General features: G+C 65.4%; 15 protein-coding genes. 9 read left to right on the plus strand and 6 right to left on the minus strand.

The features are described 5' to 3' along the window. The first annotated feature begins 9 nt into the window (after window positions 1-9). From U5A57_RS24085 to bcsR, 5 genes are read left to right on the plus strand one after another with little or no spacing between them, the layout of a single operon-like run. Window positions 10-213, plus strand: coding sequence for a hypothetical protein (locus U5A57_RS24085; RefSeq protein WP_321914141.1), 204 nt, complete (start codon window positions 10-12; stop codon window positions 211-213). Next, a complete protein-coding gene (gene bcsQ / locus U5A57_RS24090) occupies window positions 210-1,034 on the plus strand; it encodes a cellulose biosynthesis protein BcsQ (protein ID WP_321914142.1) in 825 nt (274 codons plus the stop codon). The genes U5A57_RS24085 and bcsQ overlap by 4 nt, the downstream gene beginning before the upstream one ends. Beyond that, window positions 1,031-3,625: a UDP-forming cellulose synthase catalytic subunit gene (gene bcsA, locus U5A57_RS24095; RefSeq protein WP_321914143.1), complete on the plus strand. Its 2,595-nt coding sequence runs from the start codon at window positions 1,031-1,033 to the stop codon at window positions 3,623-3,625. The genes bcsQ and bcsA overlap by 4 nt, the downstream gene beginning before the upstream one ends. Window positions 3,626-3,675: 50 nt before the next feature. Beyond that, window positions 3,676-5,262, plus strand: coding sequence for a cellulose biosynthesis protein BcsG (bcsG, locus tag U5A57_RS24100; RefSeq protein ID WP_321914144.1), 1,587 nt, complete (start codon window positions 3,676-3,678; stop codon window positions 5,260-5,262). Continuing rightward, the gene (gene bcsR / locus U5A57_RS24105) at window positions 5,262-5,471 is read left to right on the plus strand and encodes a BcsR/BcsP family cellulose biosynthesis protein (protein WP_321914145.1); all 210 of its coding nucleotides are present in this window, start codon (window positions 5,262-5,264) and stop codon (window positions 5,469-5,471) included. Before bcsG ends, bcsR begins: the two co-directional genes overlap by 1 nt. 1 nt (window position 5,472) lies before the next feature. Here the strand turns inward: bcsR and U5A57_RS24110 are convergent, their stop codons facing one another. The 3 genes from U5A57_RS24110 to U5A57_RS24120 are packed head-to-tail and all read right to left on the minus strand — an operon-like array spanning window position 5,473 to window position 9,025. Beyond that, complete coding sequence (locus U5A57_RS24110; protein WP_321914163.1) at window positions 5,473-7,881, minus strand: tetratricopeptide repeat protein; 2,409 nt, start codon at window positions 7,879-7,881, stop codon at window positions 5,473-5,475. A 51-nt stretch (window positions 7,882-7,932) separates the two neighbouring features. Next, entirely contained in the window at window positions 7,933-8,181 is a 249-nt protein-coding gene (locus U5A57_RS24115; RefSeq protein ID WP_321914146.1) for a hypothetical protein, read from the minus strand. Next, window positions 8,129-9,025 carry a hypothetical protein gene (locus U5A57_RS24120; RefSeq protein WP_321914147.1) on the minus strand — a complete coding sequence of 299 codons (897 nt, stop codon included), beginning with the start codon at window positions 9,023-9,025 and terminating at the stop codon, window positions 8,129-8,131. The genes U5A57_RS24115 and U5A57_RS24120 overlap by 53 nt, the downstream gene beginning before the upstream one ends. A gap of 79 nt (window positions 9,026-9,104) precedes the next feature. Between U5A57_RS24120 and U5A57_RS24125 the strand changes: the two genes are divergently transcribed. The 4 genes from U5A57_RS24125 to rpoD all read left to right on the plus strand — a co-directional run bounded on the left by U5A57_RS24125 (window position 9,105) and on the right by rpoD (window position 13,253). Then, window positions 9,105-9,446, plus strand: a complete 342-nt coding sequence (locus U5A57_RS24125; RefSeq protein WP_321914148.1) for an XRE family transcriptional regulator — start codon at window positions 9,105-9,107, stop codon at window positions 9,444-9,446. A gap of 262 nt (window positions 9,447-9,708) precedes the next feature. Further along, window positions 9,709-10,146: a GFA family protein gene (locus U5A57_RS24130; RefSeq protein ID WP_321914149.1), complete on the plus strand. Its 438-nt coding sequence runs from the start codon at window positions 9,709-9,711 to the stop codon at window positions 10,144-10,146. A 128-nt stretch (window positions 10,147-10,274) separates the two neighbouring features. Then, window positions 10,275-10,865, plus strand: a complete 591-nt coding sequence (locus U5A57_RS24135; RefSeq protein ID WP_321914150.1) for a class I SAM-dependent methyltransferase — start codon at window positions 10,275-10,277, stop codon at window positions 10,863-10,865. A 408-nt stretch (window positions 10,866-11,273) separates the two neighbouring features. Beyond that, window positions 11,274-13,253 (plus strand): RNA polymerase sigma factor RpoD, encoded by a 1,980-nt coding sequence (rpoD, locus tag U5A57_RS24140; RefSeq protein ID WP_321914151.1) that lies wholly within the window; start codon window positions 11,274-11,276, stop codon window positions 13,251-13,253. A 102-nt stretch (window positions 13,254-13,355) separates the two neighbouring features. Here the strand turns inward: rpoD and U5A57_RS24145 are convergent, their stop codons facing one another. The 3 genes from U5A57_RS24145 to U5A57_RS24155 are packed head-to-tail and all read right to left on the minus strand — an operon-like array spanning window position 13,356 to window position 15,138. Beyond that, window positions 13,356-14,021 carry a DUF799 domain-containing protein gene (locus U5A57_RS24145; protein WP_321914152.1) on the minus strand — a complete coding sequence of 222 codons (666 nt, stop codon included), beginning with the start codon at window positions 14,019-14,021 and terminating at the stop codon, window positions 13,356-13,358. A 14-nt stretch (window positions 14,022-14,035) separates the two neighbouring features. Further along, window positions 14,036-14,401, minus strand: a complete 366-nt coding sequence (locus U5A57_RS24150; protein ID WP_321914153.1) for a DUF4810 domain-containing protein — start codon at window positions 14,399-14,401, stop codon at window positions 14,036-14,038. A 59-nt stretch (window positions 14,402-14,460) separates the two neighbouring features. Further along, a complete protein-coding gene (locus tag U5A57_RS24155; protein ID WP_321914154.1) occupies window positions 14,461-15,138 on the minus strand; it encodes a CsgG/HfaB family protein in 678 nt (225 codons plus the stop codon). Between the last annotated feature and the right edge of the window lie 510 nt (window positions 15,139-15,648).

A 15,648-nucleotide genomic window follows, 5' to 3' on the forward strand; every position in this document is an offset into this window, starting at 1 on the left:
GAGAGCGACATGAACGTATTCCTCGGTTACTTCGTCTGGGGCTTGATGCTTGCCGTGCCGCTCTACTTCGTCGCCTGGCGTCTGCGTCTTGGGCGCTTCCTGCCCATGTGGCTGCGCCCCGCGCGCTCGCGCCCGCTCCAGTTGCCGCCCCAGCTCGACGCCCTGCTGATTCGCGGCCAGCGCCGCACCGGCCAGACGGGGCCGCGCCAATGAAAACCATCGCCATCGTCTCAAGCGTCGGCGGTGCCGGCCGCACCACGCTCACTGCCGCGCTCGCGGGGCTGCTGGCGGCGCGCGAGCACGTCGCGCTCGCCGCCGAATGCGACCCGCGCAACGTGCTGGCGCTCCACTTCGGGCTGCGCGAGAGCGCGCGCGAAGGCCTCGTCACGCATCTGGCGGGCGGCCCCGGCGCCGACGACGCCTGGTCGCGCGCCGCGCTGCAAAGCGACGATGGCGTGCTCGTGCTGCCATGGGGCAGCCTCGCGAACGGCCACGCGTCCCTCGACGACGACGCGAGCGCCCTGCTCGACGCGCGCCCTGGCTGGCTGCGCGAACTGCTCGCCCGCGTGGACCTGCCGGCGCACGCGATTGCGCTCGTCGACGCGGGCACGTGGCCCTCGGCGCACGCGCGCCAGGCGATCGACGCCGCCGACCTCGTGCTTTGCGTCCTCGCGCCCTGCGCCACCGCGTGTGCAACGCTGCCGCGCCTGATCGCCGCGCTCGTGCGCGCCGGCAAGCGCAGCGTGTTCATCGCCAATGCGGTCGCGCCCGCGCGCCAGCTGCACATGGACGTCGTTTCGCTGCTGCGCGCGCGCCTCGGCGCCGCCATGCTGCCGTATCTCGTGCATGCGGACACCGGTGTGCCCGCAGCACTCGCCGCCGGCGAAAACTTCTGCCTGAGCGCGCCCAGCTCGCAAGCCGCGCACGACCTGAACGGCATTGCCTCGTGGCTCTCGCACTGGAGCACGGGCGCAAGCCTCGACGCCCCCGACGAACTGCTCGCGCAACATGCCGCGCGCGGGAGCACGCCATGATCCGCGAGAAGATCGCTGCACTGTGGATCGCGTTTTGGGCGTCGCTACGCCGCCTGAGCGCGCCTGAGCTCGATCTCGCGCCCGACGCGCCGCGTGGCCAGTGGCTGCTGCGCGCCTTCTTCCGGCCGCCGCGCCCCGGCCAGCGCGACGTGCCCGCACTCGCCTTCGCGCGCCTGGGCAAGGACATCCGCCAGCGGCTGAACATAGGCCGCGACGACACCGCCGGCGCCTGGCTGCTGCGCCTCTTCCTGCGCCCGCGCCGCGCGCGACAGCGCCTTGCCGCCGACCTGCGCAAGCTTCACAAGGCGCCGCAAGGGCACCATCGCTTCGCGTTGCGCGCGTGGCTCGGCAGGGGGCTCGAACCGATCTATCGCCGTGCCTCGCGCGCGAGCGCGGCAATCGGCGCACGCCTGCCCGACGTGCCGTGGGACGGCATCGAGCAGCGCCTCGAGAAGCTTTCGGCAGCGCTCGACAGCGTGCCTTTCCTGCGCCAGTGCCTCCTGTGGCTCGCGTTCATCGCGGCCATTGCCGTGTGCACGACGCCGCTGCCGTTCGCGGGCCAGGTGCTGCTGTTCCTGCTCGTGTACGTCGTGGTGATGATCGCGCGCCGCCTGCCGGGGCGTCTCGCCACCATGCTCATGGTGATGCTCTCGATCCTCATGACGGGCCGCTACGTCTGGTGGCGCAGCACGCAAACGCTGCATCTGACGAGCCCCGCCGAGGCTATCGTGGGCTACATCCTCTACGCGGCCGAGCTTTACACGTGGATCGTGCTGATCTTCGGCTACGTGCAGACCGCCTGGCCGCTGCGCCGCAAGCCGCAGCCGCTGCCCGACGACCCCGCCGACTGGCCGACCGTCGACATCTATATCCCGACCTACAACGAGTCGCTCTCGGTGGTGCGCCCAACCGTGTTCGCGGCCAGCTCGATCGACTGGCCGCGCGACAAGCTGCGCGTCTACATTCTCGACGACGGCACGCGCGATGAATTCCGACGCTTCGCGGAGGAAGCCGGCGTGGGTTATATCGTGCGCGCCGAGCACACGCACGCGAAGGCCGGCAACATCAATCATGCGATGCCGCTCACCCAGGGCGAGTTCATCGCGATTTTCGATTGCGACCACATTCCCACGCGCTCCTTCCTGCAAACGACCGTAGGCGTCTTTCTCGCCGACAAGAATTGCGCGCTGGTGCAAACGCCGCACCACTTCTTCTCGCCCGACCCGTTCGAGCGCAATTTCGACACGTTCCACCGCGTACCCAACGAAGGCAGCCTCTTCTACGGCCTGATCCAGGACGGCAACGACTTCTGGGACGCCACGTTCTTCTGCGGCTCGTGCGCGGTCATCAAGCGCGCGGCGCTCGAACACATCGGCGGGATCGCGACCGAGACCGTGACCGAAGACGCCCACACCTCGCTGCGGCTGCATCGCCACGGCTATACCTCGGCCTACCTGCGCACCGTGCAGGCGGCGGGCCTCGCCACCGACAGCCTCGCCGACCACATCGGCCAGCGCATTCGCTGGGCGCGCGGCATGACGCAGATCTTCCGCGTCGACAATCCGTGGATCGGCAAGGGCCTCTCGTTCTTCCAGCGCATGTGCTACAGCAACGCCATGCTGCACTTCTTCTACGGCTTCCCGCGCCTCATTTTCCTCGTGATGCCGGGCGCGTACCTGTATTTCGGACTGCACGTGATCAACACGCCCGCGCCCGTGATCCTTGCCTACGTGGTGCCGTATCTGGTGATTGCCGCGATCGCCAACTCGCGCATCCAGGGGCGCTACCGGCACTCGTTCTGGGCCGAGGCCTACGAGTCGGTGCTCGCGTGGTACATCGTGCTGCCCACCACCATGGCCTTCATCAACCCGAAGCTCGGCAAGTTCAACGTGACCTCGAAGGGCGGCCATATCGAGCACGAGTATCTCGACTGGACGATCTCCAAGCCCTATCTCGTGCTGCTTGGCATCAACGTGTGCTCCATACTCGCCGGCATTGGCCGCCTCACGATCTGGCGAACCGAAGAGCCCGCCACCGTGTTCATGAACCTCTTCTGGGCCGGCGTGAATCTCACCATTCTCGGGCTGGCGCTCGGCGTGGCCAAAGAGGCGAAGCAGGTGCGCGTGGCGCACCGCATTCCGTTGCGCGTGCCCGCCATGCTCACACTGCCCGACGGCCGCACGCTCGCCTGCAAGACCGAGAACTATTCGATGGGCGGCCTCGGCCTCATGCTGCCCGCCGACGCCGTGGCGAAGCTCGAGCCCGGCGAGCGCATCAACGTGACGCTCGCGCGCGGCGTGCTGGAACACGACTTCCCGGCCGTGGTCGCGCGTCTCGCCGACCGGCGCCTTGGCGTGCGCTTTACCGACATGACGGTGGAGACGGAGCGCAAGCTCGTGGAATGCACGTTCGGCCGCGCCGACGCCTGGCTCGAGTGGGAAGACGTGCCGCCCTCCGATGCGCCGCTGCACGGCCTCGTCCAGCTGATCGAGCTGAGCTGGCAAGGCTACATGCGCCTCATCGACGCGCTCTTCGACGCGCTGGAAAACCTCTTCACGCGACGCCGGGCCGGCCAGGCCCGCCAGCCCTGAGAAACGCAACCGCCACATCAAGCCGCTACACCCCTGGAACGCGAAACACTATGGGTCTCTGGAATCTCTACTTCCTCGCCAAGCTGTACCTCTACTCGATCGGCACGCTCAAGCCCGAGTGGTGGATGAACTTCGCCTTCGTCGTCCTGCTGCTCGTGCCGCTGCACAAGCGCTGGCTGCGAATCGCGCGCGACGTGGCCGCCGTTGTCGTGGGCATCGCCATTGCGTACCACGAGTCGAGCATGCCCGACATCGGCCGGGCGATCTCGCAGATTCCTGTGCTCTTCACCTTCACGCCTTCGTACATGTTCGAACTCACGCGGCGCGTGATTTCGCTTTCGATGGTCGTGACCGCGGTGCTTGGCGTGCTGCTCTACTTCCTCATCGACCGCTGGGTGCGCGTGACGACGCTCGTACTGATCGCGCTCGTCGTCATGCCGATCTGGCAGGGCGTGGGCACCTTCGTCGCGAACGCCACCGCCAACGCCTCGCTCGCCAGCAACGGCGACGACGACGGCGGCACGGGCAAGAAGCGCGACGAGCAGTCGGGCAGCTACGACCAGCAGCTAGCGGCGTTCCGCGCCAACGAAGAGGGCCGGCGCGTGAACTTCACGCCGCTCACGACGGACACGAACGCGCAATTCGACATCATCGTGGTGCACATCTGCTCGCTCTCGTGGGACGACATGGACGTCGTGAAGATGCGCAACAACCCGCTCTTCTCGCGCTTCGACTACATCTTCCAGAACTTCAGTTCCGCCGCGAGCTATAGCGGCCCCGCCGCCATTCGCGTCCTGCGCGCCACCTGCGGGCAGGAGCCGCACAAGTCGCTCTACGACCCGGCGCCGCCCGAGTGCCACCTGTTCGCGCAGCTTGCGCAGGCGGGTTACAAGCCGCAGGCGCTGCTCAATCACAACGGCCGTTTCGACAATTTCCGCGGCACGGTGATCAATGAAATGGCCGTGCCGGGCGTGACGATTCCCTCCAACGAAGGCCTGCCGGAAGCGATGAAGGAGTTCGACGGCTCGCCGCTGGTTGGCGACTACGACGTGCTCGCGCGCTGGTACAAGCAACGCATTGCGGCGGGCGGCGGTCCGGTCGCGCTCTACTACAACACGGTCTCGTTGCACGACGGCAACCGCCTGCCGCCTCCGAACACCAATCTCACGAGCCTGCAGTCCTACCCGATCCGCCTGCAGAATCTGCTCGGCGACGTCGACAAGCTGATCAACCTCGTCGCGCAATCGGGCCGCCGCGCCGTGATCGTGTTCGTCCCCGAACACGGCGCGGCGCTGCGCGGTGAAGAAAATCAGATCGCCGGCATGCGCGAAATTCCCACGCCGAACATCGTGCATGTGCCGGTAGGCGTGAAGGTGGTGGGTCTGCCGCCCGGCAGCGAGCACACCGGTGGCGTGACGACGATCGATACGCCCACGAGCTTTCTCGCGCTTGCGCAACTGCTCGCGAACCTCGTCGCGCAAAGTCCGTTCGCCACGGGCGCGCCGCCGCTCGCGCAGTATGCGAACAACCTGCCGCAAACGCGCATGGTGGGCGAAAACGAGGGCACGGTGACGATGACGACCCCCACGGGCTATGTGATCCACACGCCGGACGGCGTGTGGGTGGAGGGCAAGTAATGGCGATACGCTTGTGGGGGTCCGGCCGCCGTTCGCGCAGCGGTCCTGCGCTACCGAGCGATATCGACGCGCTCGCGCGCCTGGTCGAGGGCGTGGACCGCGACCGCTATCTCGACGTTCAGGCCGAGGACGCCTGGCAAGCGGCCGCGAAACGCTGGCCGCTCGTGGCGGCCGTGCTGGAGCTGCCGACGCAGGAGAGCAAAGGCTGAGTCAGCGCACGCCTTCGCGGGTCGCGCCCTCCTGAGCGCACCACGCTTGCCACATTTGCCGGTAGGCGGATTCCATGTTTCGCGCGAAGCGTGCGCCATTCATGAGTGGCGAGGTTTCCATGCGCGCGCGCAAGCCCGCGCGCAGCGCGGCGAGGCGCGGCACATCGCGCGCGAGCGCCGTCACGGCGGCCACATACCCGGCGTCGCTTGCCGCCGCCAGCTCCGGCAAACCCAGATTGGCAAGCAGGCAGAGCCCCGCGCGGCTCACCGCCGAGCGGCCGTAGCGCGTGGGCACCGGTACGCCCATCCAGAAGGCGTCGAGACTCGTGGTGTGGCCATTGGCCGGAAACGTGTCCAGCGCGATGTCGATCTGCCGGTAAGTGCGCAGATAATCGGCGCGCGCCTGGAAACCCACGAAGCTCACGCGCGCCGGATCGATGCCGTGTGCCGCAAAGCGCGCATTCAAGCGCTCGCGCGCACTGCCGGGCGGCGCCATCAGAAGCAGCCGCGCGTTTGGCAGCGCGGCAAACACGCCGGACCACAGCGCCAATGTGGCGTCGGTGAGCTTGCAGGGATTGTTCAGGCATCCGAACGTAATGTGTCCAGCCGTGAGCGCCGGCAATGCGTTCACATCCACATCCGTCGCCAACGAGTCGTAGCACCAGAAGGCGTCCGGCAGGCGCACCGAGCGCTCGGTGTATTGATCGTCGATGTGCGGCTCGCCCTCCGGATCGAGCCAGGGGTCGGTGAGACGCCAACCGATCGAGGGGCTGCCCGTCGTGCCGGGGTAGGCGAGCCACGCCACCTGCACCGGAGCGGGCCGCCGCGCGAACACCAGGCGCCGCGCGCCGTCCATGTGCATTGTGAGATCCACGACCACGTCGATGCGATCGTCGCGAATCTGCTGGGCTACGCGCGCATCGTCGAACTCGCGCACGTCGCGCCAGACATCGCTGAAACCGCGTAGCCGGGCGGTTACTTCGTCGGTCTCTGCGCTCAGCGAGTAGCAGAAAATGTCGAACGCCTCGTGATCGTGATGGCGCAACAGCGGCGTCGTAAAAAGCGACTGGCAGTGGTTGCGGAAGTCGGGCGAGACATAGCCGATGCGCAGCCGACGCGCGGGTTCGGGCGTGTTCGCATGGTGCGCTCCCGCGCTCGCGGCCAGCAGCGCCGCTTCGTGCCGGGCCGAGAACTGCTCGGCTTCGGCCCGCAGCGCGTGGCCGTCGTCGATGGCGAACATCAGCGACCACAGCAAGTTGCTGTTCGCGCCGGCATGCGCGGGATCGCAGGCCATGGCGCGCCGATAGCAGGCAATGGCCTCGTCGATGCTGCCGGACTTGCTGCACGTGTTGCCAAGGTTGAGGTGCGCGGCGGCGAAATCCGGCTTGAGTTCGATCGCGCGCGTGAAGGCCGCGCGCGCCTCGTCGATGCGGCCCGTCTGCATCATCAGGTTGCCGAGATTGTTCCACGCGGACACTCTGCCCGGTTCGCGCTCGAGCGCGCGTATGAGTGCGGCCTGCGCTTCGTCGACACGGCCCGCGCCCAGCAGCATGCAGCCCAGATTCGTGAGCAGGTCGACCGAGTCCGGCGCGAGCGTACGCGCGTGTTCGAGCATGGCCAGCGCTTCCGTGTTGCGGTTCGTGGCGAGCAGCACCTGTGAAAGATTGTTCCAGGCATTCACATGACCGGGCGCCAGTTCCAGCGTGCGCCGCAGTACCGCTTCCGCGCGCGCGAACTCGCCGGACTTGTACAGGGTGGTTCCGTAATTGAAGTGGATAGCCACATGGGCGGGCGCAAGCGCCAAGGCACGCTCGAAATGGCGCGAGGCCTCGGCACAGTTTCCCGCTTCGCCGTAAAGCTGACCGAGATTGTTCAGCGCCACGGCGAAGTCCGGCTGCAACTCAATCGCGCGATGCAGCGCCCGGATCGCGAAGTCGCGGTCGGCCGCGCGCTGACAGGTCAAGGCGAGGTTCACGAGGAAGAGCGGGTCCTCCCGCTCGGCCAGCGCGCGGGCGATGAGCGCACGTGCGGCGAGCGGATCGCGCCCGTTTTCGATCAGGCCGGCGAGATTCAGCGCGTCGGCGTCGTGCGGATTGGCGGCGATGAGGCGCTCGCACATGGCGCGCGCCGCTTCAGTTTCGCCGCGCTGCCACGCGGACTCGGCGGCGGCCAAGGGTGCTTGCGTTGCTTGCGCGTGCGGCGTGGCGTCGCGGGAAGCTTGGGAGGTCGACATGAGGGTGAACGCTTCCATGGCTTCGGATAGCAAACGTCCGAAGATGGCAACGCGTGTAGACGCAAAGCGTTCGATTATTGCCGCGTCTCGAAACTGGCTGTCTGGGTTGCGCCCGTTGTGGCGCCAGGCCGAGCCGGCTTGCTCCGCAGCGCGCTCCAGGCCCGCCCTGGTCCGCACGTTCAGCAAGCAGGCTGCGCGCAAGCGGCATGCAGGCCAGCGAGCGGTGCTTCAGTGGTCCTTATGATCCTTGATCTGACGCGCCTGGACTTCAGTCACCGAATCGAACAACGCCTCGGCACGCGCCAGTTCGTCCAGCGCGCGGTCGAGCCGCGATTGCGCGACCCCATAGGCAAGTGGCGCGGCGATGTCGCCCTGGACCTCGGCACGCAGGGCGCGAAATGCCCGGTCGACGTTGCGGCTCGCCTCAAAAAAGCGTTGCGCAGCCTCGGCCTCTTGTGAACGGATGTGAATCGCCATGGAAGAGTTCCATCGTGAGTTGCGTCCAGTCTCCCGCCCGGGAGACGTGACGCGTTCTTGCGCCGCCAAGCCGTGAAGACGCCGTGTGGTCGGCCGGCGGCACGTCGAAGAGATCGCGCGTCACGCCACGCGCCTGCTGCGCACAGGCCTCGCTGCGCACGCGTTTGGTGAGATTCGCGTAGGTGTCGAAGTCGCCCATGCGCGACGCCTCGTGAATTGCCGCGAGATCGCGCGCCTTGACGAGCGTGGGCTGCGTAAGCCGCACAAAGTACGGCGCCTCCAGCTCCGCCGTCAACACGAGCGGATGGCTCTTGCCGCCCGCCTCGGCGGCGCGCTCGACGCAATCCACCACTACGGTGCCCTGCGAGCGGGCCGGCGGCTTCGCCGTGCTTACGCTGCGCAGCCGCTCCGGAAACACCCGCAGCGAACTGCCGACGCTGAGCTCGGTTGGCGAGACGCATACCAGCGCGTAGTGATGCTCGCGTGCGGCGCCCGAAGGCAGCGTGGCGCTGCTCGTGACGAACACGTGCTGCGGAAGCTGGCGCACCTGCCCGCTTGCGTCGACCCACGCATTCCACACGACCACGCTGGCACGCTTGCCGCGCTTGTCTTGCGCTACGCGCGGACGGCTCGCCGCCGGCGAGAACAGGGCGAGGAGCGAGCCGGTGCGCAGCGCGGCGACCTGAGCGCTGCTGCCGAGCGACTGGCCGATGCCCCACAGGAAACGTCCGCCGCCCTGCCGGCGCTCCCACTCCTTGCGCAGAATCAGCGTAGGGAGATCCATGCCGGCCTCCGGCCCGATACGGGACCAGCAGAACGTGGGCGGTAGGTGTTTCAGTGCCATCGACTTCCTCGGAATGCAGTTGCTCATTGATTAGGGTGAGCAATTCAATAACCGTTACTGTATAGGTATAATGCATGACATGGAAGCCCCAGATACTTATTTTCCGGTGCAGGAACTGCTGCGGCGGTTATCGGACGATTCACGCTCGGCCAGCGAAATTGCACGGCTTTCCGGGGTCAGTCAGCCTACCGTCTCGCGTCTTCGCACGTCGAACGGGAGGCGTGTACGCCGGAGCGCGTCATTCAATAAGCTATGCAGTTTCTATGGCGTGAAGGCGCCGCCGTCCAGCCGGCACGCGGCCGCGTACAACGAATTGCTGCGCAACGCGATCGTCGAGGCGTGGGACGGCTCGGAGGAGCACGGCCGCGCGCTGCTGGTCGTCATCAAGGGATTGAAGGAGCTAAGGGAACGGCCCGCGTAGATTCAATTGGGCCGGCGGCATGAAGCGTTTTGCGCGAGGGCGCAAAGGTAACCATCCATGGGAAATTCGCCTTGCATTTCGGGGTTCCAGAGGAGCCACGAACCGTGCGCAAGCCACGGTGGGCCGGCAAATCCCCATATGTGGTGACCTTGACGTTTTCCTGCGCCGCGGGAGGCTCAAACGTATGATGTGAGAGCACCCATCGCACCGCAGCCGCCCGTTTGCAGTGTGTGAGATTCGCTACCCGAGCACCGCGTCCACCATGTCCGCCGACACTTCCCCCGTCCACACGAATGCTCCCGCTACTTTGCGCGGGCAGTGCCTTTGCGGCGCCGTGCGCTATGCGGTCGCGAATGCATTCCGCTATGCATTCAATTGCCACTGCTCGCAGTGCCGCCGCGCGACCGGGTCCGCATTCAAGCCCTTTGCGGGCATCGAAAGCGAGGCGCTGCGCCTGACCGAGGGCGAAGCGCAGACGCTGGTCTACGGCGACCCTCAGGCCGCCCATGACGTGCATTGCGGCCGCTGCGGCTCGCTGCTCTATTCAGTTGTGCGCGAAGGAGCCTATGTGCACGTAACGCTCGGCACGCTGACTGATGCGCCCGACATCCGGCCCGCCGGCCATATCTTCGTGCGCTCGAAAGCGCCTTGGTTCGAGATCGGCGACTCGCTCCCCCAGTACGACGAATTCCCGCCCTGACGCGTGCGTTCCTGCAGACATGCGTGGCAGCGACCATACCGGTATCGCCGCACTACTGCCTGCCGGTACATGGTTCGGCTAGTCTCGAAGCGTCCCTTCCCCTTGTCCCCAAGGACTCCGAGCCCCATATGGACTCCAAGACGATCGAGACGTACACGAGTGGCGCCGCAAGCTACGCAGCCGAATGGGCGAACCAGCCCGAGCCGGACGACCTCTATGCGCATCTCACGCAGCATTTCCGCCCCGAGGGACGGACAGTCGATATCGGGTGCGGATCGGGGCGCGACGTGGCGTGGCTGAACGCACACGGTTATCCGGCGGCCGGGTACGACGCGTCGCAGGGTTTGATCGCGCAGGCTGCCGCTGAATACCCGCAATACGCGTTCGGCCTTGCCACGTTGCCCGATCTGGAGAATGTACCGGCCGCGAGCTTTGACAACGTCCTCTGCGAAACCGTGATCATGCATTTGCCTGTCGCGCAGATCGGCCCGGCCTGCCGCCGCCTCGTCGAGCTGCTCACGCCCGGCGGCGTGCTGTACCTGAGCTGGCGCGTAACCGAAGGCGACAGCGCACGCGACCCTGCGGGGCGTCTATATAGTGCCTTCGACCCCGCGCTCGTGACGGGCGCGCTCGAGGGCACGACGCTCGCGCTCGACGAGGACGCGGTCAACCGCTCTTCCGGCAAACGCGTTCAACGTATTGTCGCGATTCGTGCGTGAGCGTTGCCGCGCACGACGATCCGGCAACGGGATTAGTGGGGAACAACAGAGCGCCAGGCACCGAGCGAGTGACAAATACGTGAACTATTCGCTTGAAAAATGGTCTAACGCACTTATGTAGGAGATATGTAAGGTGGAGCGCTAGCAAGCGGTACGACCCTGAAGGCGGACAATGTGCCGCAAACACGACGATTCAGGTTGCCTCGCATGCAGTAACGCACTACCATACGCGGTCTTTCTGCATTGCACGAAAATCCAGGCTGCCACGTCTTCGACGTTTGGCGCTCGCTTGGCGGGACCGGCATGCGCCCCGCCCACTCCCCTGCAATTTCGTCATCGCCAGGACGCCACGCCGCTGGCGCGTGACCCTTTTTGCCCTTGTCGGGCTATCCCTTCGAGGAGAATGTATTGACAAGCCATGACCGGGACGACGCGCTGATCTCGTCTGCCCGCCCCGCACGCCGTTCGTCGAAAGACAAATCCGGCGATACGACGCCCATGGACGCAGGCTCGCAACTCGAAAAACGCCAGCATCAAATGCGGGCGCTCATCAAGCTCGGCCGTGAGCGCGGTTATCTGACGCACGCGGACATCAACGACCATCTGCCCGACAACTTCGCGCAGACGGCCGCGCTGGAAACGATCGTCGCCACGTTCAACGACATGGGCGTGCAGGTGTACGAACAGGCGCCCGACGCCGACACGCTGCTCCTGAACGAAGATTCCCGCGCCGACCAGCAGGCCGACGACGAAGCCGACGAAGAAGTCGAAGTCGCGCTCTCGACGGTCGACTCCGAATTCGGCCGCACCACCGACCCCGTGCGCATGTACATGCGCGAAATGGGCTCGAGCGAGCTGCTCACGCGCGCCGGCGAAATCGAAGTGGCGAAGCGTATCGAAGACGGTCTCCAGGAAATGATCCAGGCGATCGCGGCATGCCCGTCGATCGTCGCGACCATCCTTGCCGACGCCGACCGCATCGCGGCTGACGAAATGCGCATCGACGAACTCGTCGACGGCATCGGCAGCGACGAAGCCGCACAGGAACCGGCCGCGGCCGAAGCCGACGCCAGCGAAGACGTCGAAGCGGCCTCCGACGAAGAAGAATCGGACGATTCGAGCGATGACGAAGACGACGCCGACGCCGACAACAGCAAGGCGAACGAAGCCCTGCTCGCACAGTTGAAGGCAGACAGCCTCGCGATCTTCGCGCGCGTTCGCACGCTGTTCGAACAGATGGCTTGCACCTCGGACGCCAATGCGCGTGCGTCGGCCTCGGAAATGAAGATCTGCGCCGACATCCAGACGGAACTCGCGCCGATCCGCTTCACGGCTCGCACCATCGACCGCCTGTGCTCGCTGCTGCACGAGCAGGTCGCGCAAATTCGCGCGATCGAGCGCAATGTGCTCTCCATCGTCGTCGATCGCTGCGGCATGCCGCGCGAAGCCTTCATCGAGCAGTTCCCGGGTCACGAAACCGATCTGGACTGGGGCGTGCGCGCCGCAGCCGCGTCGAGCAAGTACGGTCCCGCGATCGAGCGCAGCCTGCCGGCTATCCAGGCAGAACAGCGCAAGCTCGCCGAGATCGAAGCGGCCGCATCGCTGTCGCTGCAGCAGATCAAGGCGATCAATCGCCGCATGACCGTTGCCGAATCGAAGATGCGTCAGGCGAAGGGCGAGATGGTCAAGGCCAACCTGCGTCTCGTGATTTCGATCGCGAAGAAGTACGTCAACCGCGGCATGCAGTTCCTCGACCTGATTCAGGAAGGCAACATCGGCCTGATGAAGGCGGTGGACAAGTTCGAATATCGCCGCGGCTGGAAGTTCTCGACGTACGCGACGTGGTGGGTGCGTCAGGCCGTGACGCGTGCGCTCGCCGACCAGGCGCGCACGATCCGCGTGCCGGTGCACATGATCGAAACGATCAACAAGCTCAACCGCATTTCGCGCGAGATCTTGCAGCAAACGGGCATGGAAGCGCATCCGGCGGACCTCGCCGCACGCATGGGCATGACCGAAGAGAAGGTGCGCGGCATCCTCAAGATCGCCAAGCAACCGGTCTCGCTCGAAAGCCCGGTGGGCGACGACGGCGACGCGACGCTCGGCGACATGATCGAGGACGCAGGCTCGGCCTCGCCGGCCGACGCCGCGATCCACGCGAACATGCGCGCTGCCATCGACGAAGCGCTCAAGGCGCTTTCGCCGCGCGAAGCCAAGGTGCTGCGTATGCGCTACGGCATCGACACGACTTCGGACCACACGCTCGAAGAAGTGGGCAAGCAGTTCGACGTGACGCGCGAGCGTATTCGCCAGATCGAGAGCAAGGCAATGCGCAAGCTGATGCACCCGAGCCGCGCAGACAAGCTGCGGCCGTTCCTGGAGCGCTGATCGCGTTAGTCGCGCTCTAGTGCGACGCGTTTCGGAGCCAGAATGAAAAAGGCCCGTCACTTCGGTGACGGGCCTTTTTGTTTGGTCCAACGCGGGTGCCGGTCAGTCCGTACCGTACTTCGGCGAGTGCGGACCGTAGAGCAGACCGGTCGGCGGCCCCGCGTGCAGCAGGCGATAGCTCGTGACACCAGCGATATCGTGGCTCTTGTCGGTCAGCGAATTCGCGACCTGCTTGATCGCCGCCATCACGAGCATGCCAATCAGACCGCCGCCGCTACTGTTATTGCCCTCGTTGCTGTTCGCGGTCGCTGAGCCTTGCCAAAGCACGTCTCCGCTCTTCAGATCGACGAGCTTCGCCGACGCCGTGACGACCGTCGCGCTGTCGAGCACGCGATACTGCGTGCCGAATTGCGTGATCTTCGAATACACCGCCGCGTCGGAGCCGAAAATCTCTCGCAGCTTCGCGGGCGAGGTCTGCTGGATATCGCCTGCCGTCGTGAGACCATTCTGCTTGAACGTCTCCTCCATGACCGCGACCGGAATCACGTAGTAGCCCGCTTCGGCGAGCGGCATCGTCATCTGGGAGAGCATGCTGTTCGACGCATTCACGTCGGTCGTCGCATTGTCGGGCGGCAGCACGAGGATCGAGCGCGGACGCGCGCTCTTGAACGCCGTGTAGTCCGCGTGTCTGACGGGCTGCGCGCAGGCGGCCAGCAGCGCGAGCGCGCAGAGGGCCAGCCCGAGCTTGAGGGAAGAGAATCTGGACATATCGGTACGCTCGCTTATTGTTGTTTCGGTTTCTTCATGAGGAAGTCCATATAGGTCGTCGACTCCGGGAAGAGATGCTTCTCGGCGTCGAATTCCTGCATGGCTTGCGTGTCGTTGCCGACGTTGGCGTACAGCATGCCCAGCTGCGCATGGAAGCCCGGCGGCGGCGTGTTGCCCTTCGCGCGAATCTCCTGCAGCGACTTCTCGAGCACATCGATCTGTTCCTGCGGCGCCTTCTGGCCCTTCAGGTAGTCGTAGACCGCGGGCTGATAGCCGGTCCACTGGTAAAGCGGCGGCGTGGTGTTCGCGCAGCCCGCGAGCAGCAGCGTCGCTGCCGTGACGGGCAGGCAGAGTCCCCGAAGCGTGCCGATGTATTTCATTGAAAACCCCGTATGCGTAGTTGTTGTGATCGAGCGTGAAACGCGGACGACGCGCGTGCTCAATGTGCGGTGCGCAGCGCGCCCGCGTCGACCTGATCGGCCAGATGGTTGACTGCCTCCTGGATCGCGAGCTCGAGCACCTTGCCGTTGAGCGTCGAGTCGTAGCTCGCGGTGCCGCCGAAGCCGATAATTTCGCGGTTCGACAGGCTGTATTCGCCTGCACCTTGCGCCGAAGCGACCACTTCCGAAGTCGTGGCATCGACAACGTTGATGTTCACCTTCGCGTACGCAATCTGGTTCTTGCCGCTTCCGAGAATGCCAAACAGTTGGTGGTCGCCGACCTCCTTGCGGCCGAACTCGGTAACGTCGCCGGTGATGACGTAGTTCGCGCCCTTGATCACCTGGGCTTTCTTCGTGAAGCCGGCTTCCTGGCGGATCTCGTCGAGGTTGTCACGATCGAGCACGCTGAAGCGCCCGCTTTGCTGCAGCGACGTGATCAGGATGGTCTTCGCCTGCCCGCCGAGACGGTCGATGCCATCGGAGAAGATGCCGCGCATATAGCTCGAGCGATTGTCGAACTTGCCAACTGCGATCTGCACCGGCTTGCCGACGGCCGGGCGCTGCGCGCTCGCGACCGGCGGGACCGGCAGCGAACGCGACGACTCCGTCGCGCAGGCGCTCAGCGCCGCGATAGCGGCGGCGGCCAGCACGGCACCGCAGGTTCTGGACAACTTCATGGATTCTCCTTGGTGATGGAACAGAAACGACAGCAGGCGCGCGTTTGCTGCGCGCACGGATTGAAGCGACTGGAGAAATGGGAGCGGCGAAATGCGGTGCTGTGCGGCGGCGCGCACGTGGGGCATGTCGGCCCGGCGCACGGAGGTGCGGGCGAGCACAAAGGGCGCAGTGTGTCGCTGCGCGCGTGGTTATTCCATCGGCATTGCATGTTTCTCGCCTCCCGTGCGCAAGCGCGCACGCGGAAGCCCCCGGATTCTTGTCGATGTAGCGTGTTTTTTTAATTCGTAGTTAAAAACTACAAACGCATGTATCGGCGGGTTTTAGAGAAACTTTAGGAGATTGGTTATTTAATGCTTATTAGATTGATTTTGCGAAATTTTGAATCGCATTAACGCACTAGGGAAATACGTTTTAAAAACGGAGTCGTGCTTTCCGTTATCGCGGCTGTGAAATGCTGCGGGAGAGGTGTTGCATGTTCTTTCACGACGCCCAAACGCCAGAACCCCGGT

Origin of the sequence: Paraburkholderia sp. J11-2 (assembly GCF_905220185.1) — a bacterium.
Taxonomy (GTDB): domain Bacteria; phylum Pseudomonadota; class Gammaproteobacteria; order Burkholderiales; family Burkholderiaceae; genus Paraburkholderia.

Coding starts and splice junctions, on each gene's coding strand:
- bcsA (WP_321914143.1), top strand. CDS start 1,031: ATGATCCGCGAGAAGATCGCTGCACTGTGGATCGCGTTTTGGGCGTCG.
- U5A57_RS24125 (WP_321914148.1), top strand. CDS start 9,105: ATGGAAGCCCCAGATACTTATTTTCCGGTGCAGGAACTGCTGCGGCGG.
- U5A57_RS24115 (WP_321914146.1), bottom strand. CDS start 8,181: ATGGCGATTCACATCCGTTCACAAGAGGCCGAGGCTGCGCAACGCTTT.
- bcsQ (WP_321914142.1), top strand. CDS start 210: ATGAAAACCATCGCCATCGTCTCAAGCGTCGGCGGTGCCGGCCGCACC.
- U5A57_RS24135 (WP_321914150.1), top strand. CDS start 10,275: ATGGACTCCAAGACGATCGAGACGTACACGAGTGGCGCCGCAAGCTAC.
- U5A57_RS24155 (WP_321914154.1), bottom strand. CDS start 15,138: ATGAAGTTGTCCAGAACCTGCGGTGCCGTGCTGGCCGCCGCCGCTATC.
- bcsR (WP_321914145.1), top strand. CDS start 5,262: ATGGCGATACGCTTGTGGGGGTCCGGCCGCCGTTCGCGCAGCGGTCCT.
- U5A57_RS24145 (WP_321914152.1), bottom strand. CDS start 14,021: ATGTCCAGATTCTCTTCCCTCAAGCTCGGGCTGGCCCTCTGCGCGCTC.
- U5A57_RS24150 (WP_321914153.1), bottom strand. CDS start 14,401: ATGAAATACATCGGCACGCTTCGGGGACTCTGCCTGCCCGTCACGGCA.
- U5A57_RS24085 (WP_321914141.1), top strand. CDS start 10: ATGAACGTATTCCTCGGTTACTTCGTCTGGGGCTTGATGCTTGCCGTG.
- U5A57_RS24120 (WP_321914147.1), bottom strand. CDS start 9,025: ATGGCACTGAAACACCTACCGCCCACGTTCTGCTGGTCCCGTATCGGG.
- bcsG (WP_321914144.1), top strand. CDS start 3,676: ATGGGTCTCTGGAATCTCTACTTCCTCGCCAAGCTGTACCTCTACTCG.
- U5A57_RS24130 (WP_321914149.1), top strand. CDS start 9,709: ATGTCCGCCGACACTTCCCCCGTCCACACGAATGCTCCCGCTACTTTG.